We start from the raw sequence: 21,795 nt of genomic DNA, 5'->3' as shown, positions 1-21,795 counted from the left end.
GTGCGCCTGGGCCGCGTCAGGGCGACGGGCCTTCATGCGCTTCCCCCGGCCATGCGCCACGCCATCCGCAGCGCCTCGACCGTCGAGGAAGGGTTGGCCCGGCCGGTGCCGGCGATGTCGAAGGCGGTGCCGTGATCGGGCGAGGTGCGCACGAAGGGCAGGCCCAGCGTCACGTTCACGCCGCGGTCGAAATCCAGCGTCTTGATCGGGATCAGCGCTTGGTCGTGGTACATCGCCACCGCCGCGTCGTAGCGCGCGCGGGCGCTCGCGTGGAACATCGTGTCGGCCGAAAGCGGCCCGGCGATGTCGAAGCCCTCGGCGCGCAGGCGGTCGAGCACGGGGGTGATGATCTCGATCTCCTCGCGGCCCATGCGGCCGCCTTCGCCCGCATGGGGGTTGAGGCCGGCGACCGCGATGCGCGGCTCGGGCACGCGGAATTGCGCGCGCAGCGCCTCGTGGGTGATGCGGATGCGCTTTTCCAGCCGCTCGGGCGTGAGGGCGGCGAAGACGTCGCGCAGCGCCACGTGGATCGTCGCCGGCACCACGCGCAGCTGGTCCGAGGCGAGCATCATCACCACCTCGTCGGCGCCGGCGAGATCGGCGAGGAACTCGGTATGGCCGGGAAAGGCGAAACCGGCGCCCTCGGCCAGCGCCTGCTTGTGGATCGGCAGCGTGCACAGCGCCGAGGCCCGCCCGGAGCGGACCTCGGCCACGCCGCGGGTGATCGCCTCGACCACGCCGGCGGCGTGGGCAGGCTGCGCGCGGCCGGGCACGCGGGGGCCGACGAGGCGCAGCGGCAGGACCGGCAGCGTGTCGGCGGGAATGCCCGCGGCCTGCGCGGGGCCGTCGATGGCGGCGTGCTCGATGGTGCCGGGCAGGTGGTCGGGGTCGCCGATCAGGAAGAACGGCACCGAGCCGCCCAGCACGCGGCGGGCGGCCTCGGCCAGTTCGACGCCGATACCGGCGGGTTCGCCGCAGCTGACCGCGACCGGCGCGGTCATCGCTCGACGATGCGGGCGTCGGCGCGCAGCTGCGCGAGGTAGCCTTCGGCCTGTTCCTGCAGGCGCTGGTTGCGCAGGTTCACGCCGAATTGCTGCCGGTCCACGTCGGCGTTCACCGCCGGCGTGCGGCCGCAGAGCATCAGGAAGACCAGCGTCTGCCCGTCCGCGCGCGTCAGCGCGGTCGAGACCTCGCCCGCGTCGAGCTTGGACAGTTCCAGCGCGATGTCGGTGGGCAGCTGTTCCGGCGGCAAGGTCTGGCGGTCCAGCACCTCGGCCGGCTGGCCCTGGGCGACGCCGTAGAGGTCGTCGCAGCGGTCGACGCGGGCGGCCAGCGCGCGGGCGCGGGCCAGCGTTTCGGCCGAGCGGCCGCCGGGCATGTAGTAGGCCGCGTATTCCACGGCGCCGATCTCGGGCGCGTCATAGCCGGCTTCCTCGATGTCGCGCAGCTGGAACAGCGCCACGGCGCCCTCGATCGGCAGCGGATCGGTGACTTCGCCGGGCTTCAGCGCCAGCACCAGCGGCCGCAGCGCGGGGGGCAGTTCCTCGAGCGCGCGCCAGGGCAGACGGCCGCCCTGGTCGCGCGTGGCGGTGGCCGAGAAGCGCCGGGCCTGGGCCGAGAAGGCGGCCTCGGAGTCGAGTTCGGAGATGCGCTCGGCGCGGGCGCGGACCTCGTCGGCGGTCTGCGGCGTGATCGGCATGATGATCTCGGACAGCAGGACGCGGACGTTGCTGCCGCCGCCGCCGCTCGACAGGGCGCGGTCGATCTCGTCCTCGGAGACGGCGGATTGACGGGCGAAGCGCTGGCGCACCAACTCGCGCCAGGCGACGCCGGCGCGCACGAAATCGCGGAAGGTCTCCTCGGCGACGCCGCGCTGCGCGAGTGCGGCGGTGAACTCCTCGCGCGACAGGTTGGCGCGGCCGGCGAACTCCTCCATGCCCTCCAGCACGTCCTGTTCCTCGGGGCGGATGCCGGCCTGCGCGGCGGCCTCGAGCCGCAGGCGGTCATCGATCAGCTGCTCGCGCGCGAGCGCCTGCAGGTCGCCGGGGGCGTTCAGCACGCCCAGCATCAGGGCGCGCTGCTGCAGTTCGTAGCCGGTGATGACCTGGTCGTTGACGGTGAGGGCGGGGGCGAAGAGCCCCTGCTGCGCAACCGCCGTCACGGGCGCCAGGGCAAGCGTGCCGGCCAGGGCCAGCGGGGCAAGCGCACCGGCCACGGCCAGCCGGGCGAGGAAACGGGTGGCTACGAGCATGAAGGTCGGATCTCCTTGGCGGGACCGCCCGTGGAAAAGCCCAGCAGGGCGACGGACAGGTCGAAATCGGTGGACGGCTCCACGTTGGCGGAGGAGGCGTAGCGGCGGGTGGCCGAAAGCCCCACCTCGACGCATCGGGTCCGGTATTGCAGCCCCAGCCCCACACGGTCAAGGCGCTGGCCGGCCAGATCGTAACGCCACTCGGTCGAGCCGAGCCAGTTCGGCGTCACCTGGTAGGCCGCGTCGAGCGTCCATTCGGACTGCGCCTCGTCGCGTTCCTCGTCGGTGTCGGTGACCAGCAGAACGTAGGACGCGCCGAGCTCGATGCGGTCGTTCGACCAGGCGGCGCGGGCCTCGGCCTTGGAGATGCGCGCCGTGTCGTCCAGCAGGCCGCGCGCCGAGATCGACAGCCCGTTGGTGCTGGCGAAGCGCCCGGCGATCAGCGTGTCCGAGGTTTCGCCCTGCAGGCCCGAGGAACGCGTGAACGCCTCGTCGGCCTCGTCGCGCCAGACCTGGCCGATCGTCAGCGCGGCGGTCCAGCCGGCGGGGGCGCGGTGCATCATGCGCAGCCCGGCGGCCAGCGTAGCGCCGTGTTCGCGCCGGTCGGCGGCGGGAAAGCGCGAGAGGCTCAGCAGGTTTGCCTCGTCGAACTCGACCCGGGTGCTTTCGTCGTTGGGGTTCTCGGGGCGCGTTCCGCCGACCCAGCCCAGCTGGACCACCGGTTCGACCAGCGTGCGCGACCCGCCCGCACCGCCGCGCGCGAAGGGCCAGCGCAGATCGACGGCGACGCCGGGGGTGGCGGCGCTGACGCGTTCCGGCGAGGTGGCATCCTGCCGGATCTCGAAATGGTCGAGCCAGAGATGCGTCGAGACTCCCGCGCGCAGGCCCAGAGGCAACGTCCAGCGGTCGCGCCAGCTGATCGCGGCGTTGAGGCGGGCAAGGTCGCGGCCGTCGACGACATCGTCGGAATCGCCGGTGTCGATGTCGGTCGAGGAGTAACGGTAATGCCCGTGCGCGATCCCGTCGACGCGGATCTCACCGCCGATCAGGGCGGGGAAGTACCGCCGCTGGTAGCGGATGTCGCCGACGATGGTGGGCTGGGTGTCGTTGTCCTCGGCCTCGCGCAGGGACTGGTAATGGACCAGCGCGGACTGGAACAGGCTGTCGCGGCGGGCGCGCGTCAGCGTGACGGTGCTGTCCAGCCGGTCCGTGCCGGTGATGCCGTAATCGTTCAGGTAGGCGGCATCCGTGACCAGTTTCGCATCGAAGTCCAGCGTGAAGCCCCGCGGCAGGGTGAATGCGCCCTCGGCGAACAGGTAACCGCGCGCCTCGTCTGTTTCACGCGTGTCGCGCGACACGGCGCCGTTGACAAGAAGGTCGCCGTTGACGAAGGCGCGCCGGTAGCGGAATTCCAGCGTCCTCGTCTTGGACGACAGGTAGGGCGTCAGGGTGACGTCCTGGTGGTCGCCGATGGGAATGAAATAGGGGATCTTGATGCCGAAGCCCAGCAGGGTCGAACTGCGCAGCGTCGGGAACAGGAAGCCGCGCGCGCGCTCCAGCGTGGGGTCGGGCACGCGCAGTCGCGGCAGGTAGAAGACCGGCACGTCGAGCACGCGCAGCTGCGCGTCGTCGAAGTAGATCTGCTGTTCGAGCTGGTCGTGGACGACGCGAGAGGCGCGGATCGACCACAGCGGCGCGCGCCCGGCGCAGATCTGGCACGAGGTCACGGCGACGCGCGACAGGGCGTTGTAGCGGCCGTCGACGCGCCGCGCCTCGACCGCGGCAAGCTGAAGCTGGTCGTCGAGGACGATGCGCGCGCCGGCCAGCAGCCCGTTGCGGAAGCCCTCGTCCAGCTCGGCCGCCGAGGCCAGGATGGTGACGCGGCCGCTTTCGTCGGTGATGCGGATGGGCCCCTCGATCGACAGGAGCCCGGCCTCCTGATCGTACACGACGCGGCTGGCCTGAAGGCGCGTGCCGTCGGACAGCGCCTCGACGTTGCCGCTGGCGATCAGCCGGCTGTCGTTCTCGACCAGCACGGTGTCGGCGACCAGGATGGCCGCGTCGACCGCCCGGTCCTGCTGCGCGCGCGCGGGCAGGCCGAGCGCGAGAAGCGCTGCAAAAGCCAGGATCAGCCGCATGGTCAGCCATCCTCCATCTGAAGGACGAGGCCCAGCGCCAGCAGCAGCGACGCCACCGGCGGCACCCAGGCGGCGAGCGTCGGGGCAAGCTGGCCGTTCTCGCCCATGATCTGCGCGAAGTTGCGCACGTAATAGAGACCGAAACCCAGCAGCACCGCCGAGAGGACCGCAAGACCGGTGCGCGCACCGCGGGCGGGGCGCATGGTGAAGGCCGCGCCGATCAGCACCATGGCGACCAGGAAGATCGGGCGCGCGAGCTCCATCTGCAGCCAGACCAGGTGCCGGCGGGCCGAGAAGCCGGCGGACTGAAGGTCGGCGATGAAGGCCGGCAGGTCCCAGATGGCCACGTCCTCGGGCCGGCCGAAGCGGTCGCGTATGTTCTCCTGCGTGAGGGTCGAGGGCAGGGTCAGCGTTTCGTGGTCGCGCGCGCCGAGCTGCGGGTTCAGGCCCGCGGTCAGCGGCCAGACGGTCGCGTCGCGCAAGAGCCACGCGCCGGGTTCCAGCGCGGCCTCACGCGCGACGATGCGCCGGTCGGGGCCGCCGCCGGGCGCGTAGGTGACGACGTCGACGTCGTAGAGCACCGTCGCCTCGGGATTGGCGCGGGCGGCACGGATCACCGCGCGGCCGTCGTCGCCGCCCTGGCGCAGCCACAGCCCCTCGGCCCCGATCGACAGGGTCGGCACCTCGCCCGAGCGCATCTCCTCGCTCAGGTTCGCGTAGCGCTGCGAGGTCGCCGCGACGATGGGGTTCATCATCGCCACGGTCAGCCCGCCGATCACCGCCGCGACCAGTACGGGGGCCGCCAGCACGACCAGCCCCGACCGCCCCGACGCCCGCGCGACCACCAGTTCGGACGACCGCGCCAGCGCCAGGAACAGCGCGATGGTCGACAGGATCATCACCAGCGGCATGATCTGGTAGAGGCCGGCGGGCAGCTTCAGCAGCGACAGCAGTGCCACCTGCGCGAAGACCATGTCCGGCTCGGCCGCGCGCAGTTCCTCGATCAGGTCCAGCAGGAACTGGAACAGGCCGAAGATCGCCAGCACCGACAGGAAGGTCCACAGGAAGCGGCGGGCGAAGTAGGAGTGCAGGATCATGCGGGCGCCCGTGCCGCGCGGCGGCGCGCCCCTGCGAAGGGGTTGGAGGCGCGCGCCAGCAGCACGACGACCATGAGCAGGCCCACCACGGACGGCAGGTAGATCAGCGGCCACAGCCGCGCATCCGTGCGCACCGGGTCGGTCACCACGCTTTCCACCAGCTTGATGATGACCAGCAGAAGGATGGCGCCCACGATCCGCCGCCCCACGCCGAACCGCGAGAACGTGCCCGAGTTCAGCGCCGCGAAGCCCACCAGCGCGGCGACCAGCGCCAGGATCGGCTGCTGGAAGCGCATGTGCGCCTCTTCCAGCACCTCGCCGACGGATTTTCGGCCCTGTTCGGCCGAGCGCTCGGGATGGGTCAGCAATTCCCAGGTGGGAATGAACTCGATCCGGCGCCGGCCGGAGGCTTCGCGCTCGACCAGCCCGGAGACGTCGTAGGTGAGATCGGTGAAGGTGGTGGTCGACAGGCGGCGCGCCGCCACGTCCAGCGTCTGTGCCAGCCCGGCGACCATCAGCAGCTTCGGCCCCTCGTCGTCGCGCACCACGTAGGCGCGCTCGGCGGTGTAGGTGACCTCGCGCGCCGGATTGCGGCGGTCGGCCAGCAGGACGTCGGACAGCTCTCCCTCGGGCGAGATCTCGCGCATGTAGAGGGTGACACCGCGGATCGGGTGCAGGAAGGTGCCCTCGCGCAGGAGCCGCGCGCTGACCGAGCCCGAGATCTCGGCCTCGCGCTCGCGCAGCTGTTCGCGCGCGGCCGGGATCAGCGCGTGGGTCAGCACCGCCGTCATCAGCATGACCAGCACGCCGAAGACCATCACGGGCCGCGCCAGCCGCCACGGCGACAGCCCCGCGGCCTGCACCACGGTCAGCTCGGATTCGTTGGACAGGCGGTTGGCGACGTAGACGGCCGCGGCGAAGGCCGCCATGGGCAGCACCAGCGCCACCACCTGCGGCAGCGACAGCGCGGTGAATTCCAGGAAGATGCCTGCGGAATGGCCGTCGGCAATCAGCCGGTCGAACAGGATCACGGCCCGGTTCACCCAGTAGACCGCGACCAGCACCAGGGCGAAGAAGCCGAACAGGACCATCAGTTGCGACAGGACGTATCTGTCGAATCTCTGCAAGCGGCACGCCCCCCGAAGCCCGGATCTGCGGCGACGCTACCGGATCGGGCGGGGCAGGGAAAGGCGGCTCTGGCCATCCGGGGCGGGGCGGATTACCTGTTGTCGCGTCATCTTCAGGAGGGACAGCATGACCGAGCTGCGCGCAATCGCTTTCGAACCCGTGGATCTGGACGCATTGGCGGAGGCCGAGGGGCGCGTCGCGGTGACGGTCGCCCCCGACGGCACGATGTCGCCCGGGGCGCGGCGGCTGAACCGGCTGACCAAGGGCGCGGTGGCGCGCGCGCTGGAAAGCGACGGCTGGGAGAAGCTGGCCGAGGGCGACGCGATGGCGTTGGGCTTTCCCGCCGGCATGGCGGCCGAGGGCGTCGATCTGGTCAAGCTGTCGCGCCGGCCCGACGTCGCCAATGCGCGCAAGGCCGGGGCGTCGGTGGCGGCGCGGGCGGGCGACGCCGCCGTGCTGCTGGTGACCGAGTCCACCGCGCGGCCCGAGGAAATCGCGCTGGGTCTGGCCCTGCGCGGCTACGCGTTCGGCGCCCGCAAGTCCGAGGCGCCCAAGGCGCGCGGCGCCGCGCGCGTGATGGTCAAGGACGCCGAGGCGGCGCAGGCGGCTTGGGAAGTCTCGCGCGCGGTGGCCGAGGGCGTGTTCTTCACCCGCGACCTGATCTCAGAGCCGGCCAACGTGCTGACCACGACCGAGTTCGCCGACCGCCTGCTGGCGCTGAAGGAGCTGGGCGTCGAGGTCGAGGTGTTGGACGAGGACCGCATGGCCGAGCTGGGCATGGGCGCGCTGCTCTGCGTGGGCCAGGGCTCGCACAGCCCGTCGAAGACCGTGATCATGCGCTGGAAGGGCGGGCAGGGCGACCCGCTGGCGCTTGTCGGCAAGGGCGTCGTTTTCGACACCGGCGGCATCAGCCTCAAGCCAGCGCACGGCATGGAGGATATGACCATGGACATGGGCGGCGCTGGCGTCGTCGCGGGCGTGATGAAGACGCTGGCGCTGCGCAAGGCGAAGGCGAACGTCGTGGGCCTGGTGGGGCTGGTCGAGAACATGCCTTCGGGCAACGCGGTGCGGCCGGGCGACATCGTCACTTCGATGAAGGGCGACACGATCGAGGTGATCAACACCGACGCCGAGGGGCGGCTGGTTCTGGCGGATGTCCTTTGGTACGCGCAGGAGCACGAGAAGCCGGCCGCGATCGTCGACCTGGCAACGCTGACCGGCGCCGCGATCATCGCTCTGGGGCACGAGAACGCGGGCGTTCTGGCCAATGACGACGACTTGGCGGGCGCCTTCCTGAAGGCCGCGGGGACCGAGGGCGAGGGCGCGTGGCGCCTGCCGCTGGGCAAGGCTTATGACGAGCAGCTGAAGTCGATGAAGGCCGACATGAAGAACACCGGCGGGCGGCCCGCGGGCACGATCACCGCGGCGCAGTTCCTCAAGCGGTTCGTCAAGGACGACATGCCCTGGGTGCACCTGGACATCGCCGGCGTGGCGCAGGTGTCGAAGGACACTGCGTTGGCGCCCAAAGGCGCGACCGGTTGGGGCGTCATGGCGCTGGACCGGCTGGTGCGGGACCGGTTCGAGGGCTGAGTTGGGCGCCGCGTATTTCTACCACCTGACGCGGCGGTCGCTGGACGCGACCCTGCAGGCCCTGCTGGAGCGGTCGCTTCAGCAGGGCTGGCGCGTCGCGGTGCGCGGCACCGACGCCGAGCGGCTGGCCTGGCTGGATGCGAAACTGTGGGACGGGCCGCAGGAGTCGTTCCTGCCGCATGGGCTGGCGGGCGGGCCGCACGACGCCGATCAGCCGATCCTGCTGACGCTGACCGCGCGGGCCGCGAACGAACCGGCCTGCGTGATGGCGGTGGACGGCGCGGCGGTGGACCCGGACGAGGTCAAGCGGCTGGACCGCGTCTGCATCCTGTTCGAGGACGACGAGGCCGAGAAGCAGGCGGCGCGCGCGCAGTGGAAGGCGCTGACCGGGGCGGGCTGTGCCGCGCAATACTGGTCCGAGGAATCGGGCCGCTGGGAGAAGATGGCCGAGGCCTGACGCCTCAGTCGCGTTCCAGCACCATCTGGCCGCCCTCGATCTGGACTCGGTCGAAGCGTTGCAGGTAACTCATCCCCAGGAGCGAGCCGAACATCTCGCCGTCGTTGACATGCGCGGGCACGTGGCGGTCGGCGAAGGGGCCGAAATCGACGGTGTCGATGCGCACCGGGGCCGTGCGCACGAGGCCGTTGGCGGTTTGCGCCTCGCCGAAGAATGGCAGGTCGTCGCTCAGCAGGCCGGTGCGGGCCGCGTCGTCGCGGCTGAGCACCATCGAGGTGGCGCCGGTATCCACCACGAACCGCGTCGGCACGCCGTTGATGCCGAGCGTGGCGTAGTAATGCCCGTCGGGCGCGCGCGGCAGCACGATGCGGCCCGCCTCGGCAAAGACCGCCTGCCGGGGCGCGACCGTGTTGCGGATGTCCGACCAGAGACCCACGGCCGCCAGCGCGCCCAAGAAGATCAGGGCCCAGATCGCCAGGTGCTGAAGACTCTTCCCGATGGATTGGCGGCCGCGCACGAAGACCATGACGACCAGCGCGGTGCCCAGCAGGGACAGGTAGACCAGGCTTTCGATGTTGATGCCGTTCATGCGTGCTCCCGTTGGATACGAGGGATATGGGCATCCCCGGCACCGATTTGGAGTGGTCTCAGGCAGCGACCAGCCCGAAATCGCGCAGGCCCTCGAGCACGAACTGCACCGACAAAGCCGCCAGAAGCATGCCCAGCAGGCGCGTCACCACTGTGATGCCGGTGCGGCCCAGCGCGCGTTCGATGAAGCCGGCTGATAGGAACAGCGTCAGCGCGATGGCGAGGACGGCCAGCATCACGCCCAGCACCGCCGCCACTCCGGTCGCGTCGCCGGCCTGACCGGTCAGCAGGATGATCGTCGCGATGGCGCCGGGTCCCGCCAGCAGGGGGATCGCCATGGGAAAGACCGAGGGGTCGGGGTAGGGTTCGTCCTCGGCCTGGTCCTCGCGCCGCTTGGTGCGGCGTTCGAACAGCATGTCCAGCGCGGTCAGGAACAGCAGGATGCCGCCCGCGATGCGGAAGGCGGGCATCGAGATGCCGATGAAGCCCAGCACCGCCTCGCCGAAGAAGGCGAACAGCATCAGGATGCCGGCGGCGGTGACGGTGGCGCGGATCGCCACCGCGCGGCGATGCGCGGCGTCGGTGTCCTGCGTGAGGGCGATGAAGATCGGCGTCAGCCCGATCGGGTCCATGACCACGAACAGCGTGGCGAAGGCGGAGATCAGGAAGGCCGAGTCCATGTCCAGCGCCTAGCGCGGCGCGCGCGCCCGCGCAAGCCTCAGGCGGGGGCGTTCATCCGCTCCTCGGCCGCGTCCAGCCGCGCCTGAGCCTGTTCCCACAGCCCTTCGGCCTTGGCCAGGCCGTCCTGCACCTCGGCGTACTTGCGATTCCAGACCTCGAGGTCACCGGCGCGATCTTCGCCATAGAGAGCGGGGTCCGCCAGCTTGGTCTGCAGCTTGCCGCGCATGTCCTCGAGCTTGGCGACGCGGTCCTCGCACTTGCGCAGATCGGCGCGCAGGGCGGCGACCTCGTCCTTCGTGGGCTTGGGTTTTCCCGGTTTCGCCTTCTTGCGCCCGGGCTTGGCGGGCTTGTCCGTGTCGCTCAGCAGCATCGCGCGGTAGGCGTCGAGATCCTCGTCGTAGGGCCGGACGGTGCCGTCCGCGACCATCCACAGTCGGTCGGCCACCATGCCCAGCAGGTGCATGTCGTGGCTGACCAGGATCACCGCGCCCTCGTAGGCGTTCAGCGCCTCGACCAGCGCCTCGCGGCTTTCGATGTCGAGGTGGTTGGTCGGCTCGTCGAGGATCAGCATGTGCGGCGCGTCGAGCGTGGCCAGCAGCAGCGACAGCCGCGCCTTCTGTCCGCCCGACAGGCGCCCGACCTCGGTATCCGCCTGCGCGGCCATCAGGCCGAAGCCGGCCAGCTGCGCGCGCAGCTTCGATTGCAGCACGCCGGGACGCGCGCGCAGCATGTGCTGCAACGGCGTTTCCTCGATGCGCAGCTCGTCGACCTGGTGCTGGGCAAAGTAGCCCACGCGCAGCTTGGACGACCGGGTCATCTTGCCCGACATCAGCGGCAGGCGGTCGGCCAGCAGCTTCGACAGGGTCGACTTGCCCTGGCCGTTGCGGCCCAGCAGCGCGATGCGGTCGTCCTGGTCGATGCGCAGGTTCAGCTTTGCCAGCACGACAGTGTCGCCATATCCGGTTTCGCCCCCTTCCAGCGCCACGATGGGCGGCGAAAGTGCCTCGGGCTGGGGAAAGGTGAAGACGCTCTTGGCCGCTTCCTCGGGCGTGGTGACGGTGTCCATCCGCTCGATCATCTTCAGGCGCGACTGGGCCTGCTTGGCCTTGCTGGCCTTGGCGCGGAAGCGGTCGACGAAGCTTTGCAGGTGGGCACGGCGTGCCTCCTGCTTCTTGGCGAAGGCGGCGGCCTGGGCGCGCTTTTCCGCACGCTGGCGGGCGAACTGGTCGTAGGGGCCCTGGTAGTAGGTCAGCTTGCGGTCTTCGAGGTGCAGGATTCCGCCCACCGCGCGGTTCAGCAGGCCGCGGTCGTGCGAAATCACGATCACCGTGTGCGGATACCGCGTGAGGTAGCCTTCGAGCCACAGCGCGCCCTCGAGGTCGAGGTAGTTGGTCGGTTCGTCCAGCAGCAGCAGGTCGGGCTGGGCGAACAGCACGCCGGCCAGCGCCACGCGCATCCGCCAGCCGCCCGAAAAGGCGGAACAGGGCTGCTGCTGCGCCTCGGCGTCGAAGCCCAGACCCTTGAGAATGCTGGCCGCGCGCCCCTCGGCCGACCAGGCGTCGATATCCGCAAGCCGGGTCTGCACCTCGGCGATGCGGTGCGGATCGGTGGCGGTTTCCGCTTCGGCCATGAGACCCGCGCGCTCGGTGTCGGCGGCCAGAACGGTCTCGATCAGCGAGATGTCCGACGAGGGCGCCTCTTGCGCCACGCCGCCGATGCGGGCGCGCGAGGGCAGGGCGATCTCGCCCCGGTCCAGCGTCAGCTCGCCCCGGATCAGGCGGAAGAGCGTGGTCTTGCCCGCGCCGTTGGGCCCGACGAGGCCAACCTTGTGGCCGTCGGGGATCGTCGCGGTGGCGCCGTCGAACAGCGGCCGGCCCTCGACCGAATAGGCGATGTCTGTGATTTGCAGCATGGGCGGCCTCTAGCACCTTCCCGGGGGAAGGAAAACGGGCGAAACGCGCGCGGTTGGCGCCATCTTCACCGGGCTTTCCGCCCGCCGCTTCTTCGGGCGGGAAATGCGCCGGGGGAGGCGCCGCGCGAAAACGCAGGCAGCGCCCCCGCCCGCGCCGGCCGGCGACGCGCGGTCGAAACCGGGCTACGGCCCTTCCCAATCGGGAAACCCCATGCTAACGCCGCGCCCAATCCACACCGCCGGCGCTGCCGGCGCCTCAACAGACGGAGCGAATTCCATGGCGACCGAACGCACCCTTTCGATCATCAAGCCCGACGCGACCCGCCGCAACCTGACCGGCAAGATCAACGCCAAGTTCGAGGATGCCGGCCTGCGCATCGTCGCGCAGAAGCGCATCCAGCTGACCAAGGCGCAGGCCGGCGAATTCTATGCCGTGCACAAGGAGCGTCCGTTCTACGACGAGCTGTGCGAGTTCATGGCGTCCGAGCCGGTCGTCGTGCAGGTGCTGGAAGGCGAAGGCGCGATCGCGAAGAACCGCGAAGTGATGGGCGCGACCAACCCCAAGGACGCGGCGGCCGGCACGATCCGCGCCGAGTTCGCCGAATCCGTGGGCGAGAACTCGGTCCACGGCTCGGACGCGGCCGATACCGCGGCGCAGGAGATTGCTTACTTCTTCTCGGGCCTCGAACTGGTCGGCTGATCGGGAGATCTGCTTTAACGCGACGAAGGCGCCCCGCGGGGCGCCTTTTTCATTTGCGGTTCGACTACAAGGAGACTCAGTTGCCGGGGGCCCGCACGGCTGGCTCGGGGCCACGCGGTGCGCCCGGGACACCGGCTGCGGCCTGCGGGGGAAACAGCGGCACCACGTTGTCGCCGGCGCCGTGCGCCACGTCCCGCAAAACCGCGTGACGCGATTCCACGTGCGCCTTCAGTAGCGCCACGTTGCGCAGGTTCGCCTTGTAGGCGATGTCGAGCACGTCGCCCACGAGGGGCACCAGGCCGATCACGAAGTCCATCCCGATATTCCAAGCCATTCGCCCCAGCAGGCGCCGCGGCGCGCCGGCCATGTTGGCCACCTGCAGGATGTAGAGCGACGGCAGCATCGCCATCGCGTCGCCGATGCCGGGCACGAGGCCCAGCACCGCGTCCACTCCGAAGGTCACGCGCGTGAACGGGATGCGGACGGCGTTGTCCATCCGGCGCGCGACGCGCTCGGCCCGTGCCAGTCGCTGGAAATCGGGATGCATCTCCATCGGTCAGATACTGCGGGTATCCGGGCCGGTCTTCGCGATGATCCAGATCGCGTGCACGATGCCTGGGATGTAGCCGAGGATCGTCAGCAGGATGTTGAGCCAGAAATGTTTGCCCAGCCCCACCTGAAGGAAGACGCCCAGCGGCGGCAGGATGATAGCGAAGATGATTCGGATAACGTCCATCGGGAATTCTCCTCTTGGTTCGAGAAGGCAACCCGGCATGGGGCATCGGGTTCCGCTAGCGCGTCAGGCCGATGTCGCGCAGGAACCGTGAGAGGTCGGGCGGAATGGCGTCCGGCGTCGGCGCCTGCCTAGCCTTGATCGCGTCGAAGTCGCGGCGCAGCGCGGCTTTTTCGGCGCCCTTGCAATCGTTCCATGGCCGGCCCTGCAGCGCCATGTGCAGCACGTAATAGGCGATGAAATGAGGCCGCTCCCCGGCGGCGAGCAGTCGAGCATAGGCGGCGTCGGCACCCAGGGCGCGCAGCGTCTCGGCATCGGGTATGCCGGCGCGGACACAGGCCTGCTCGAAGGCCGGGCCGAGATTGCGGATGCTCGAGACGGGCGTGCCGCCGGCGGGCATGGCGTCAGGCTGCCTCGGCGCGGCGGGCCGCGAAGCCGCACAGCGTGTTCACCGCCTCGACCAGGCGCGAATCCTCGACCGTCAGCGCGACGCGAACGTGGCCCGCAGCCGAGCGGCCGAAGCTTTCGCCCGGCATGACGGCGATTCCGTGGGCGTCCAGCAAGGATTCGGCGAAGTCGCGGCCCGAAAGGCCCGTCGCGCGGATGTCGAGCATCAGGTACATCGCGCCCTGCGACGGGATCGCGCGGACGAGGTCCTGGCGCGCCAGCGCGTCCAGCACCCGCGCGCGGCGCCGGCGGAAAGGCTCGGCGACCGCCTGTTCAGGGGCTTCGCCCTGCGCCAGCGCGAAGGCCGCGGCGTCCTGGATGAAGCCGGCCACGCCGTAGGTGGTGGCGGTCGACAGGTCGATCAGCGCGGCGACGGCGCTGCGAGGCCCGACGATCCAGCCCACGCGCGAGCCGGTCATGGCGTGGCTTTTCGACATCGAGCCGATGACCAGCGTGCGCTCGGCCATGCCGGGCAGGGCGCGGGGCGACAGGTGCGTGCCTTCCCAGACCTGGGTGTCGTAGACCTCGTCCGAGATCACCCAAAGGTCGCGCGCCTGCGCGACGCGGGCGATCGCCTGCAGCGTCTCGGGCGGGTAGATCGCGCCGGTGGGGTTGTTCGGCGTGTTGAGCAGCAGCGAACGCGCGCCGGTTTCGCGGGCGATCCGGTCGATGCGGTCGGGGTCGGGCAGGAAACCGTCGGCTGCGTCGGTCTCGATCGCGACCGCCCTGGCCGAGGCGCCGCGGATCGTGCCGGGATAGGTCGCGTAGTAGGGATCGATGTACAGAGCTGTGTCGCCGGGCGCGCAGACCGCCATGTGCGTCGCGAAGAGTCCCGCCTGTCCGCCAGCGGTGACGACGACGTTCTCGCGCGCGGTGTCGATGCCGGTGCGCGCCGTGACGCGGGCGGCGATGGCCTCGCGCAGCGCGGTCGTGCCGGGCACCATCGCATAGCCGGTATGGCCGGCCAGCGCCGCCGCGTGCATCGCGTCGAGAATCGTCGGGTCGGTGCCGATGTCGTGCTCGCCGATGGTCAGCTGAGTCACCGGCCTGCCGGCGGCGACCATGGCGCGGGCGCGGTAGAACACCTCCCACCCGTCGGAGCCGCCTTCGTTGAGCGAGGTGATGCGGGTCGACAGCTGCGGCATGGGGGCTCCGGAGTTCGTGGTGGTTGCTGCCGTGCATGCCAGAGCCGCGGAACGGCGGCAAGCGCGGCCAGCCCTGGCGTTCGCCCTTGGTCAACGAAGGTTGACGGGTGGTGAATTTCCCGAGCGGCGCCAGGGAAGCCTGGAAAGGTTCGCGGGGGTAGGGTCGTGGCTGTGCTGGACCTGAGGGCGACGGGTCGGGGCAGAAGTTCCACCGTCGCCCGATGCTCTCTGGGGGGGAGACCTACAGGCAAAAAAGGTGTCGAGCATGACCGAGCAGTATGACGACCAAACCAACAACAACAATGACAACGCCAACGAAGACAAGACTCTGATCCGCGCCGATAGCCGGCTGAAGAAGCTGGAGGAGGAACGCGAGGCGATTGCCGACACGCTGACCGATCTGCGCGAGCAGGTGGGCGCGCTGAGCCGGAAGCTGCGCGCGGGTGAGTACGGAAAGACCACGGAAGACGGCAAGCTTCTGGCGGACATCCGCTACTGGCTGAGGGCCGCACGGGAAACGGAGGCCGAAATTGACGATCTCAGAAGACGCGACACCGGAATCGTCGGGGAATACGGACTTGACCTCGACCAGGCATGCGTTGCGGTCCGGTGCCGCCTGGATAGCCTCCGCGCCTGCTGCGGTGCAGAAGAGGTTCCTGGATAGCATGCAACCGGGGGAGCGCCTTGCGCTCCCCTTCCTGTTCGATTTCTGGGCGCACGACCACCAGTTGCCGCCCGAGGGAGACTGGCGGACCTGGGTGATCCTGGGCGGACGCGGCGCGGGCAAGACGCGTGCGGGCGCCGAGTGGGTGCGGTCGATGGTCGAGGGCGCGCGCCCGCGCGATCCCGGCAAGTGCAAACGACTGGCGCTGATCGGCGAGACCTTCGATCAGGTGCGCGAGGTGATGATCTACGGCGACAGCGGGATCATGGCATGCTCGCCCCCGGACAGGAAACCGAAATGGGTGGCGTCGCGCCGGTGCCTTGTGTGGCCCAACGGCGCCGAGGCAATGTGTTTTTCCGCCTTCGATCCGGAATCGCTGCGCGGGCCGCAATTCGACGGTGCGTGGGTGGACGAACTGGCCAAGTGGCCCAAGGCGCGCGAGACCTGGGACATGCTGCAGTTCGGCCTGCGCCTGGGCGCCGACCCGCGCGCCTGCGTGACCACCACGCCGCGCAACGTGGACGTGGTCAAGGAATTGCTGGCGCTGCCGTCGACCGTTGTGACGCGCGCTCCGACCGAGGCGAACCGCGCGCATCTCGCGTCGTCGTTCCTGGCCGAGGTGCGCGCCCGCTACGAGGGCACGCGGCTGGGCATGCAGGAACTGGACGGCGTGCTGGTCGACGAGGTCGACGGCGCGCTGTGGACCAGCGAAATGCTGGAGGGCGCGCGCGCCGGACGGCTGCCCGAATTCACGCGCATTGTCGTTGCAGTCGATCCGCCGGCCGGCTCGGGCAGGAAGTCCGATGCCTGCGGCATCGTCGTCGTCGGGGTTGTGCAGCGTGGGGCGCCGCAAGAGTGGCGCGCGGTCGTGCTGGAGGATTCGAGCGTGCAAGGCGTCTCGCCCACGGGGTGGGCTCAGGCGGCGGTGCAGGCGCACGAGCGCTGGAAGGCCGACCGCGTGGTGGCCGAGGTCAACCAGGGTGGCGAGATGGTCGAGACCGTGCTGCGTCAGGTCGCGCCGTTGCTGCCCGTGCGCAAAGTGCACGCGACCCGCGACAAGACCACGCGCGCCGAGCCGGTGGCCGCGCTTTACGAACAGGGGCGCGTGGCGCATTGCGCCGGGCTCGCCACGCTGGAATCGCAGATGTGCCTGATGACGCAGACCGGGTTCGCCGGCAGCGGCAGCCCTGACCGCGTCGATGCCCTGGTTTGGGCGCTGACCGATCTGATGATCGAACCGGCGCGGAGATGGCAGTTGCCGAACGTGCGTACGCTGCCGTGAAGCGGCGTTAATTTCCCAAGCCTAGGGTGATTTTCAACGGCGCGGAACAAGGTCCACGCCACCCACGACGAACCGATCCGACCCGATCGAGCCGACAGCCGGACGTGCGCAGGCGCGCGACCGAACGCAGCGATGCTGCCTGAAGGCGGACAAAAGGAGCAAGGCGCGATGGTATTCGATTTTCTCTCGCGGCGCGGTGCGCAGGCCACCGAGATGGCCCCGGCCCGGCCGGCCGGTGTCAAGGCCTCGGCCACCGGGCCGGTGGTTGCGCACATGACGAGCGGTCGCGTTGCCTGGTCGCCGCGGGACACCGTGACGCTGACGAAACAGGCCTTCACCGGCAACCCGGTGGGGTTTCGCGCGGTCAAGCTGATCGCCGAGGCGGCCGCGGCACTGCCGCTGGTGCTGCAGGACGACCAGACGCGCTATGCCGCGCATCCGCTGCTGCGCCTGATCACCGCGCCGAACCCGGCACAGGGCCGGGCCGAATTGTTCGAGGCACTGTACGGCCAGCTGCTGCTGTCGGGCGACGGGTACCTCGAGACGGTGGTGGGCGAAGCGACCGGCCTGCCGCTGGAGCTGCACGTGCTACGGTCGGACCGGATGTCAGTGGTGCCGGGCAAGGATGGCTGGCCAGTGGCCTACGATTACACCGTCGGCGCGCGGAAGGTGCGCTTCGACGTGTCCGGAGACCTTCAGGCGATCTGCCATATCCGGAATTTCCATCCGCAGGACGATCATTATGGCCTGAGCCCGCTTCAGGCCGCCGCCCAGGCGATCGACGTTCACAACGCCGCGTCGCGCTGGTCCAAGGGTCTGCTGGACAACGCGGCGCGGCCCTCGGGCGCCATCGTGTGGCGCGGCACGGACGGGCAGGGCCACATGACGTCCGAGCAATACGATCGGCTGGTCTCGGAGATGGAGAGCAACCACCAGGGCGCGCGCAACGCCGGGCGGCCGATGCTGCTTGAGGGCGGGCTGGATTGGAAGCCGATGGGTTTCTCGCCCTCGGACATGGAGTTCCAGAAGACCAAGGAAGCCGCCGCGCGCGAGATTGCCGTCGCCTTCGGCGTGCCGCCGATGCTGCTCGGGATCCCCGGCGAGGCGACCTACGCCAACTACGCCGAGGCGCATCGCGCCTTCTACCGCCTGACGGTGCTGCCGCTGGCCACGCGGGTTGCCGACGCGGTGGGGCGTTGGCTGTCGGGTTTCGCGGGAGAGGCGGTGACGCTGAAGCCCGATCTCGACCAGGTGCCGGCGCTGGCGACCGAACGCGACGCGCAGTGGAGCCGCGTGGCGCAGACCGATTTCCTGACCACCGCCGAGAAGCGTGCTCTGCTTGGCCTGCCGGTGCTCGAGACCGGGGAGCGCGAAGATGAATGAGCTGCGCCGTACATCCGAGCCCTTCGCCTGTGCGCCGGGCCTGCGGCTGGAAGCGCATGAGCGCGTCAGCAAGCTGCAGATCGACGCCCTGGAAGCGCGGCTGGAGCGGTTCGACGCGCTTGTCGAGCGGCTGGAGAAGCGGCTGTGGGTGACCGTCTACGGCGTCGTCGCCGTGATCCTGGCCGACGTGGTCCGCGAGATCGCGATGGCCGTGCCCTGAAGCGAAAGCCCCATGCCCGGCGCAGCCGGAAAAGCACCAAATCCGCGGGAGGCCTGCCGCCCGCACGTCATGAGAAGGATCTGGGATGGATCTCGAACACAAGTTCTGCCGCTTCGACACCGAGGTCACCGTCGTCGAGGGTTTCAGGATCGAAGGCTATGCCTCGCTTTTCGGGGCCTGCGACCAGGGCGGCGACGTGGTGGCGCGCGGCGCCTATGCCGCCAGCCTCAAGCGCCTGTCGGCCGAGAACCGCGCGGTGAAGATGTTGTGGCAGCACGATCCTGCGCAGCCCATCGGCATCTGGGACGAGGTCCGCGAGGACGAGCGCGGTCTTTACGTGAAGGGCCGGCTGCTGGACACGGTGGAACGTGGCCGAGAGGCCGCCGCGCTGATCGAGGCCGGCGCGATCGACGGGCTGTCGATCGGCTACCGCACGGTCAGGGCGCGCAAGAACGAGAAGGGCCTGCGGGTCCTCAGCGAACTGGAGCTTTGGGAGGTGTCGCTGGTGACCTTCCCGATGCTGCCCAGTGCCCGCGTGGCATCCAAGGGCGAGGACCCTTCGGATCCCAGCTGGCGCGAACTGGCGCAAGTCCTCGAGGACGCGCGCCGCAACCTGGCGGGCGTCTGACGCGCGCCACTCATGAGGGAAGCAATGTCCATGAGCGCATCCGAGATTTCGTCTCGGACCGGGGAAGATGTGTCTCCGGTCGCCCGGGTGAGTGCCGCGATGGCGGGACTGATCGGGGATTTCAAGGCCCTCCAGGCCGACCTTCAACAGAAGCTTCACAAACAGGAAGAGCGACTGACCATGCTTGATCACAAGAACGCCCGCGCGGCCCGCCCGGCGCTGTCCACTTCGGCCGCCGAACTCGACGCGCCGCACCAGAAGGCGTTCGACGCCTACCTTCGCTCGGGCGACGACGACGGCCTGCGCGGTCTGGAGTTCGAGAGCAAGGCGCTGTCAGCGGCGGTCAATTCCGACGGCGGCTTCCTGGTCGATCCGCAGACCTCGGCGATCATCAAGTCGACTCTGGCATCCACCGCGTCGATCCGGGCGATCGCCAACATCGTGAACGTCGAGTCGTCGTCCTTCGACGTCTTGATCGACCAGAACGACACCGGCGCCGGATGGGCGAACGAGACCGGTGCCACGGCCGAGACCAACACGCCGACGATCGACCGCATCTCGATCCCGCTCTACGAGCTGAACGCCATGCCGAAGGTATCCCAGCGCCTGCTGGACGACACCGCCTTCGACGTCGAGACCTGGCTGGCGACGCGTATCGCCGACAAGTTCGCGCGCTCGGAAGCGTCGGCCTTTGTGAACGGCGACGGCATCGACAAGCCACGCGGCTTCCTGAACCACACCGCCGTCGTCGAGGGCAGCTGGTCGTGGGGCCGCCTCGGCTACATCGCCACCGGCGTCGCGGACCACATCGGCAGCGGCGATGCGCTGATCGACCTGGTCTACGCGCTGGGTGCGGTCTACCGCGCAAAGGCGAGCTTCGTGATGAACTCGCGTACCGCCGGCGCGCTGCGCAAGCTCAAGGACGCGGACGGGCGTCACCTGTGGTCCGACGGCTTCTCGACCGGAGAGCCGGCCCGTCTGCTCGGCTATCCCGTGCTCATCGCAGAGGACATGCCCGACATCGGTCTCGATGCCACTCCGATTGCATTCGGTGATTTCGGCGCCGGCTACACCATCGCCGAGCGACCCGACCTGCGCATCCTGCGCGACCCGTTCAGCGCCAAGCCGCATGTCCTGTTCTATGCGACCAAGCGCGTCGGCGGCGATGTCAGTGACTTTGCGGCGATCAAGCTGCTGCGCTGCGCCGTCTGAAGCGCCTGAGACGGTCGGCCGGACCTGAAGGTTCCGGCCGGCCCGGGCGCGCGCATCAACGGTCACGTCGGCCAGCAGCTCCCCTCCGCACGAGCGGCGTGGGCGGCGCGCGTCCACCTCTGCTTGCCTGCGGAACGCGGGACGGGATTTCGGAGAATGAACATGATCTTGCTGGAAGAAACTCAGGTCGAGGACGCGGGTCTTCCGATTGCCGATTTGCGGCAGCACCTGCGGCTGGGCACCGGCTTTGCCGAGGACAGTCTGCAGGATCCCGTGCTCGGCTCGTTCCTGCGTGCGGCGATGGCCGCGATCGAAGGGCGTGTCGGCAAGGCGCTGTTGTCCCGCCGCTTCGTGCTGCGGCTGAGCGCCTGGCGCGACCACCATGCGCAGCCGCTTCCGGTGGCCCCCGTCACCCGGATCGAAAGCGTGACCCTGATCGATGCCGACGGCGCGACCGTGTCGGTCGTTCCCGCCGAACGGTGGCGGCTGGAAGAGGACGCCTATGCGCCCGTTCTGAAGGCACGGGGAGCGAGTCTGCCGAGCGTGCCGAGCCACGGGCGCGCGGAGATCCGCTTCGACTCGGGCTACGGGGACAGGTTCGACGCCATCCCGGCGGATCTGCGGCAGGCGGTGCTGCTTCTGGCGGCGCACTACTACGAATATCGCGACGAAACGGCCTTAGGCCAGGGTTGCATGCCGTTCGGCGTGACGAGCCTGATCGCGCGCTACGCGCCGATACGTCTGGGGTTCAGCGCATGAGCAGGGTCCTCCTGAACCGACCCCTGGTGCTGGAAGCGGGAACGCGCCTTGAGGATGGCGCTGGCGGGTTCGTGCACAGCTGGGCACCGCTCGGCACCCTCTGGGCCGAGGTCCGACCGCGCACCGGCCGCATGACTTCGGACAGCGATGCGGGTTCGCTCTCGGTGGCGCGGTTCCAGGTGATCGTGCGGGCCGCGCCCGAAGGGCACAGCGCGCGTCCGGTGGCCGGTCACCGGTTCCGCATGGGCGAACGCGTCTTCCGGATCGACGCGGTGACCGAGGACGAGCCGGCGATCCGCTACCTTCTTTGCCAATGCGTCGAGGAGATCGCGTCATGAGCTATGCGCTTGCCGCACCCCTGCAGATGGCCGTGTATCAACGGCTTGCTTCGGACGACGCGCTGAACGCGCTTGTCGCGGGCAACATCTTCGATGCCATGCCGCAGGGTACGCTTCCGCGCCTCTACGTCGCCTTGGGCGCCGAGACGGCCAAGGACGCCAGCGACGCGAGCGGCGCCGGCGCCTGGCACGAACTCGTCATCTCGGTGGTGACCGAGAATGAAGGCTTCCAGACCGCGAAGGAGGCCGCGGCGGCGATCAGCGATGCGCTCGACCGGGCTGATCTTGCGCTGACGCGCGGCCGGCTCGTGGGTCTCTGGTTCCGCCGGGCGACGGCCGCACGGGACAGCGGGTTGCGCCGCATTGACCTGACGTTCCGCGCACGCGTGGAAGACGTCTGACCCCGAAACCCGCGCGGTTTTCGCCGCGCAACCACACGACG

Annotated in this window: 24 protein-coding genes; 12 read left to right on the top strand and 12 right to left on the bottom strand. The window is 69.7% G+C overall.

Going from position 1 to position 21,795, the window contains the following annotated elements:
* Positions 1-32: 32 nt before the first annotated feature.
* The 5 genes from pdxA to lptF are packed head-to-tail and all read right to left on the bottom strand — an operon-like array spanning position 33 to position 6,613.
* The gene (gene pdxA, locus BLW27_RS04970) at positions 33-1,001 is read right to left on the bottom strand and encodes a 4-hydroxythreonine-4-phosphate dehydrogenase PdxA (RefSeq protein ID WP_089880167.1); all 969 of its coding nucleotides are present in this window, start codon (positions 999-1,001) and stop codon (positions 33-35) included.
* On the bottom strand, positions 998-2,251 hold the full coding sequence (locus BLW27_RS04965; protein WP_089880164.1) for a peptidylprolyl isomerase: 1,254 nt from the start codon (positions 2,249-2,251) through the stop codon (positions 998-1,000). The genes pdxA and BLW27_RS04965 overlap by 4 nt, the downstream gene beginning before the upstream one ends.
* Positions 2,242-4,389 carry an LPS-assembly protein LptD gene (locus BLW27_RS04960; protein ID WP_089880160.1) on the bottom strand — a complete coding sequence of 716 codons (2,148 nt, stop codon included), beginning with the start codon at positions 4,387-4,389 and terminating at the stop codon, positions 2,242-2,244. The genes BLW27_RS04965 and BLW27_RS04960 overlap by 10 nt, the downstream gene beginning before the upstream one ends.
* Positions 4,390-4,391: 2 nt before the next feature.
* Positions 4,392-5,486, bottom strand: a complete 1,095-nt coding sequence (gene lptG / locus BLW27_RS04955; RefSeq protein WP_089880157.1) for an LPS export ABC transporter permease LptG — start codon at positions 5,484-5,486, stop codon at positions 4,392-4,394.
* Positions 5,483-6,613, bottom strand: a complete 1,131-nt coding sequence (lptF, locus tag BLW27_RS04950; protein WP_089880155.1) for an LPS export ABC transporter permease LptF — start codon at positions 6,611-6,613, stop codon at positions 5,483-5,485. The genes lptG and lptF overlap by 4 nt, the downstream gene beginning before the upstream one ends.
* A 127-nt stretch (positions 6,614-6,740) precedes the next feature.
* On the opposite strand from lptF, the gene BLW27_RS04945 reads away from it, so the two are divergent.
* Positions 6,741-8,204: a leucyl aminopeptidase gene (locus tag BLW27_RS04945; protein ID WP_089880152.1), complete on the top strand. Its 1,464-nt coding sequence runs from the start codon at positions 6,741-6,743 to the stop codon at positions 8,202-8,204.
* Between the two features lies 1 nt (position 8,205).
* On the top strand, positions 8,206-8,661 hold the full coding sequence (locus BLW27_RS04940; RefSeq protein ID WP_089880150.1) for a DNA polymerase III subunit chi: 456 nt from the start codon (positions 8,206-8,208) through the stop codon (positions 8,659-8,661).
* A gap of 4 nt (positions 8,662-8,665) precedes the next feature.
* Here the strand turns inward: BLW27_RS04940 and BLW27_RS04935 are convergent, their stop codons facing one another.
* From BLW27_RS04935 to BLW27_RS04925, 3 genes are read right to left on the bottom strand one after another with little or no spacing between them, the layout of a single operon-like run.
* Positions 8,666-9,250 carry a retropepsin-like aspartic protease family protein gene (locus BLW27_RS04935; RefSeq protein WP_089880148.1) on the bottom strand — a complete coding sequence of 195 codons (585 nt, stop codon included), beginning with the start codon at positions 9,248-9,250 and terminating at the stop codon, positions 8,666-8,668.
* Between the two features lie 58 nt (positions 9,251-9,308).
* A complete protein-coding gene (locus BLW27_RS04930) occupies positions 9,309-9,929 on the bottom strand; it encodes a MarC family protein (protein WP_089880145.1) in 621 nt (206 codons plus the stop codon).
* A gap of 38 nt (positions 9,930-9,967) precedes the next feature.
* Positions 9,968-11,842, bottom strand: a complete 1,875-nt coding sequence (locus BLW27_RS04925) for an ABC-F family ATP-binding cassette domain-containing protein (RefSeq protein ID WP_089880143.1) — start codon at positions 11,840-11,842, stop codon at positions 9,968-9,970.
* A 277-nt stretch (positions 11,843-12,119) separates the two neighbouring features.
* Here BLW27_RS04925 and ndk point away from each other — a divergent pair, with 277 nt between their 5' ends.
* Positions 12,120-12,542, top strand: coding sequence for a nucleoside-diphosphate kinase (gene ndk, locus BLW27_RS04920; protein ID WP_089880140.1), 423 nt, complete (start codon positions 12,120-12,122; stop codon positions 12,540-12,542).
* Between the two features lie 76 nt (positions 12,543-12,618).
* Here the strand turns inward: ndk and BLW27_RS04915 are convergent, their stop codons facing one another.
* From BLW27_RS04915 to BLW27_RS04900, 4 genes are read right to left on the bottom strand one after another with little or no spacing between them, the layout of a single operon-like run.
* Positions 12,619-13,095, bottom strand: coding sequence for a DUF4112 domain-containing protein (locus BLW27_RS04915; RefSeq protein ID WP_089880138.1), 477 nt, complete (start codon positions 13,093-13,095; stop codon positions 12,619-12,621).
* Positions 13,096-13,098: 3 nt separating this feature from the next.
* Entirely contained in the window at positions 13,099-13,278 is a 180-nt protein-coding gene (locus tag BLW27_RS04910; protein WP_089880135.1) for a YqaE/Pmp3 family membrane protein, read from the bottom strand.
* A 55-nt stretch (positions 13,279-13,333) separates the two neighbouring features.
* Entirely contained in the window at positions 13,334-13,675 is a 342-nt protein-coding gene (locus BLW27_RS04905; RefSeq protein WP_089880132.1) for a TfoX/Sxy family protein, read from the bottom strand.
* Positions 13,676-13,679: 4 nt separating this feature from the next.
* On the bottom strand, positions 13,680-14,867 hold the full coding sequence (locus BLW27_RS04900) for a pyridoxal phosphate-dependent aminotransferase (RefSeq protein WP_089880130.1): 1,188 nt from the start codon (positions 14,865-14,867) through the stop codon (positions 13,680-13,682).
* Between the two features lie 265 nt (positions 14,868-15,132).
* Between BLW27_RS04900 and BLW27_RS04895 the strand changes: the two genes are divergently transcribed.
* The 9 genes from BLW27_RS04895 to BLW27_RS04855 all read left to right on the top strand — a co-directional run bounded on the left by BLW27_RS04895 (position 15,133) and on the right by BLW27_RS04855 (position 21,754).
* Entirely contained in the window at positions 15,133-15,531 is a 399-nt protein-coding gene (locus BLW27_RS04895) for a hypothetical protein (protein WP_089880127.1), read from the top strand.
* A 1-nt stretch (position 15,532) separates the two neighbouring features.
* Entirely contained in the window at positions 15,533-16,813 is a 1,281-nt protein-coding gene (locus BLW27_RS04890) for a DNA-packaging protein (protein WP_089880125.1), read from the top strand.
* 168 nt (positions 16,814-16,981) lie between these two features.
* Entirely contained in the window at positions 16,982-18,196 is a 1,215-nt protein-coding gene (locus BLW27_RS04885) for a phage portal protein (RefSeq protein WP_089880122.1), read from the top strand.
* Entirely contained in the window at positions 18,189-18,416 is a 228-nt protein-coding gene (locus BLW27_RS04880; RefSeq protein ID WP_089880119.1) for a GTA head formation protein, RCAP_rcc01685 family, read from the top strand. Before BLW27_RS04885 ends, BLW27_RS04880 begins: the two co-directional genes overlap by 8 nt.
* Before the next feature lie 85 nt (positions 18,417-18,501).
* Positions 18,502-19,044 carry an HK97 family phage prohead protease gene (locus BLW27_RS04875; RefSeq protein WP_089880117.1) on the top strand — a complete coding sequence of 181 codons (543 nt, stop codon included), beginning with the start codon at positions 18,502-18,504 and terminating at the stop codon, positions 19,042-19,044.
* A gap of 30 nt (positions 19,045-19,074) precedes the next feature.
* Complete coding sequence (locus tag BLW27_RS04870) at positions 19,075-20,256, top strand: phage major capsid protein (protein ID WP_089880759.1); 1,182 nt, start codon at positions 19,075-19,077, stop codon at positions 20,254-20,256.
* Between the two features lie 162 nt (positions 20,257-20,418).
* A complete protein-coding gene (locus tag BLW27_RS04865) occupies positions 20,419-21,015 on the top strand; it encodes a head-tail connector protein (RefSeq protein ID WP_089880755.1) in 597 nt (198 codons plus the stop codon).
* Positions 21,012-21,353 (top strand): head-tail adaptor protein, encoded by a 342-nt coding sequence (locus BLW27_RS04860; RefSeq protein ID WP_089880114.1) that lies wholly within the window; start codon positions 21,012-21,014, stop codon positions 21,351-21,353. The genes BLW27_RS04865 and BLW27_RS04860 overlap by 4 nt, the downstream gene beginning before the upstream one ends.
* Complete coding sequence (locus tag BLW27_RS04855; protein WP_089880111.1) at positions 21,350-21,754, top strand: DUF3168 domain-containing protein; 405 nt, start codon at positions 21,350-21,352, stop codon at positions 21,752-21,754. Before BLW27_RS04860 ends, BLW27_RS04855 begins: the two co-directional genes overlap by 4 nt.
* The last annotated feature ends 41 nt before the right edge of the window (positions 21,755-21,795 follow it).

Source organism: Citreimonas salinaria, from assembly GCF_900107235.1.
Taxonomy (GTDB): Bacteria; Pseudomonadota; Alphaproteobacteria; order Rhodobacterales; family Rhodobacteraceae; genus Citreimonas; species Citreimonas salinaria.
The sequence above is the reverse complement of the archived record's forward strand: the minus strand, read 5'-3'. Positions and strand labels throughout refer to the sequence as shown.

Excerpts from the sequence above, each read along its gene's own strand:
- BLW27_RS04875 (WP_089880117.1), top strand. The coding sequence starts at position 18,502 with ATGGATCTCGAACACAAGTTCTGCCGCTTCGACACCGAGGTCACCGTC.
- BLW27_RS04895 (WP_089880127.1), top strand. The coding sequence starts at position 15,133 with ATGACCGAGCAGTATGACGACCAAACCAACAACAACAATGACAACGCC.
- BLW27_RS04910 (WP_089880135.1), bottom strand. The coding sequence starts at position 13,278 with ATGGACGTTATCCGAATCATCTTCGCTATCATCCTGCCGCCGCTGGGC.
- BLW27_RS04905 (WP_089880132.1), bottom strand. The coding sequence starts at position 13,675 with ATGCCCGCCGGCGGCACGCCCGTCTCGAGCATCCGCAATCTCGGCCCG.
- BLW27_RS04960 (WP_089880160.1), bottom strand. The coding sequence starts at position 4,389 with ATGCGGCTGATCCTGGCTTTTGCAGCGCTTCTCGCGCTCGGCCTGCCC.
- BLW27_RS04935 (WP_089880148.1), bottom strand. The coding sequence starts at position 9,250 with ATGAACGGCATCAACATCGAAAGCCTGGTCTACCTGTCCCTGCTGGGC.
- BLW27_RS04900 (WP_089880130.1), bottom strand. The coding sequence starts at position 14,867 with ATGCCGCAGCTGTCGACCCGCATCACCTCGCTCAACGAAGGCGGCTCC.
- BLW27_RS04945 (WP_089880152.1), top strand. The coding sequence starts at position 6,741 with ATGACCGAGCTGCGCGCAATCGCTTTCGAACCCGTGGATCTGGACGCA.
- ndk (WP_089880140.1), top strand. The coding sequence starts at position 12,120 with ATGGCGACCGAACGCACCCTTTCGATCATCAAGCCCGACGCGACCCGC.
- pdxA (WP_089880167.1), bottom strand. The coding sequence starts at position 1,001 with ATGACCGCGCCGGTCGCGGTCAGCTGCGGCGAACCCGCCGGTATCGGC.
- BLW27_RS04855 (WP_089880111.1), top strand. The coding sequence starts at position 21,350 with ATGAGCTATGCGCTTGCCGCACCCCTGCAGATGGCCGTGTATCAACGG.
- BLW27_RS04890 (WP_089880125.1), top strand. The coding sequence starts at position 15,533 with ATGCAACCGGGGGAGCGCCTTGCGCTCCCCTTCCTGTTCGATTTCTGG.
- BLW27_RS04885 (WP_089880122.1), top strand. The coding sequence starts at position 16,982 with ATGGTATTCGATTTTCTCTCGCGGCGCGGTGCGCAGGCCACCGAGATG.
- BLW27_RS04930 (WP_089880145.1), bottom strand. The coding sequence starts at position 9,929 with ATGGACTCGGCCTTCCTGATCTCCGCCTTCGCCACGCTGTTCGTGGTC.
- BLW27_RS04880 (WP_089880119.1), top strand. The coding sequence starts at position 18,189 with ATGAATGAGCTGCGCCGTACATCCGAGCCCTTCGCCTGTGCGCCGGGC.
- BLW27_RS04870 (WP_089880759.1), top strand. The coding sequence starts at position 19,075 with ATGAGCGCATCCGAGATTTCGTCTCGGACCGGGGAAGATGTGTCTCCG.
- lptG (WP_089880157.1), bottom strand. The coding sequence starts at position 5,486 with ATGATCCTGCACTCCTACTTCGCCCGCCGCTTCCTGTGGACCTTCCTG.
- BLW27_RS04965 (WP_089880164.1), bottom strand. The coding sequence starts at position 2,251 with ATGCTCGTAGCCACCCGTTTCCTCGCCCGGCTGGCCGTGGCCGGTGCG.
- BLW27_RS04860 (WP_089880114.1), top strand. The coding sequence starts at position 21,012 with ATGAGCAGGGTCCTCCTGAACCGACCCCTGGTGCTGGAAGCGGGAACG.
- BLW27_RS04865 (WP_089880755.1), top strand. The coding sequence starts at position 20,419 with ATGATCTTGCTGGAAGAAACTCAGGTCGAGGACGCGGGTCTTCCGATT.
- BLW27_RS04915 (WP_089880138.1), bottom strand. The coding sequence starts at position 13,095 with ATGGAGATGCATCCCGATTTCCAGCGACTGGCACGGGCCGAGCGCGTC.
- BLW27_RS04925 (WP_089880143.1), bottom strand. The coding sequence starts at position 11,842 with ATGCTGCAAATCACAGACATCGCCTATTCGGTCGAGGGCCGGCCGCTG.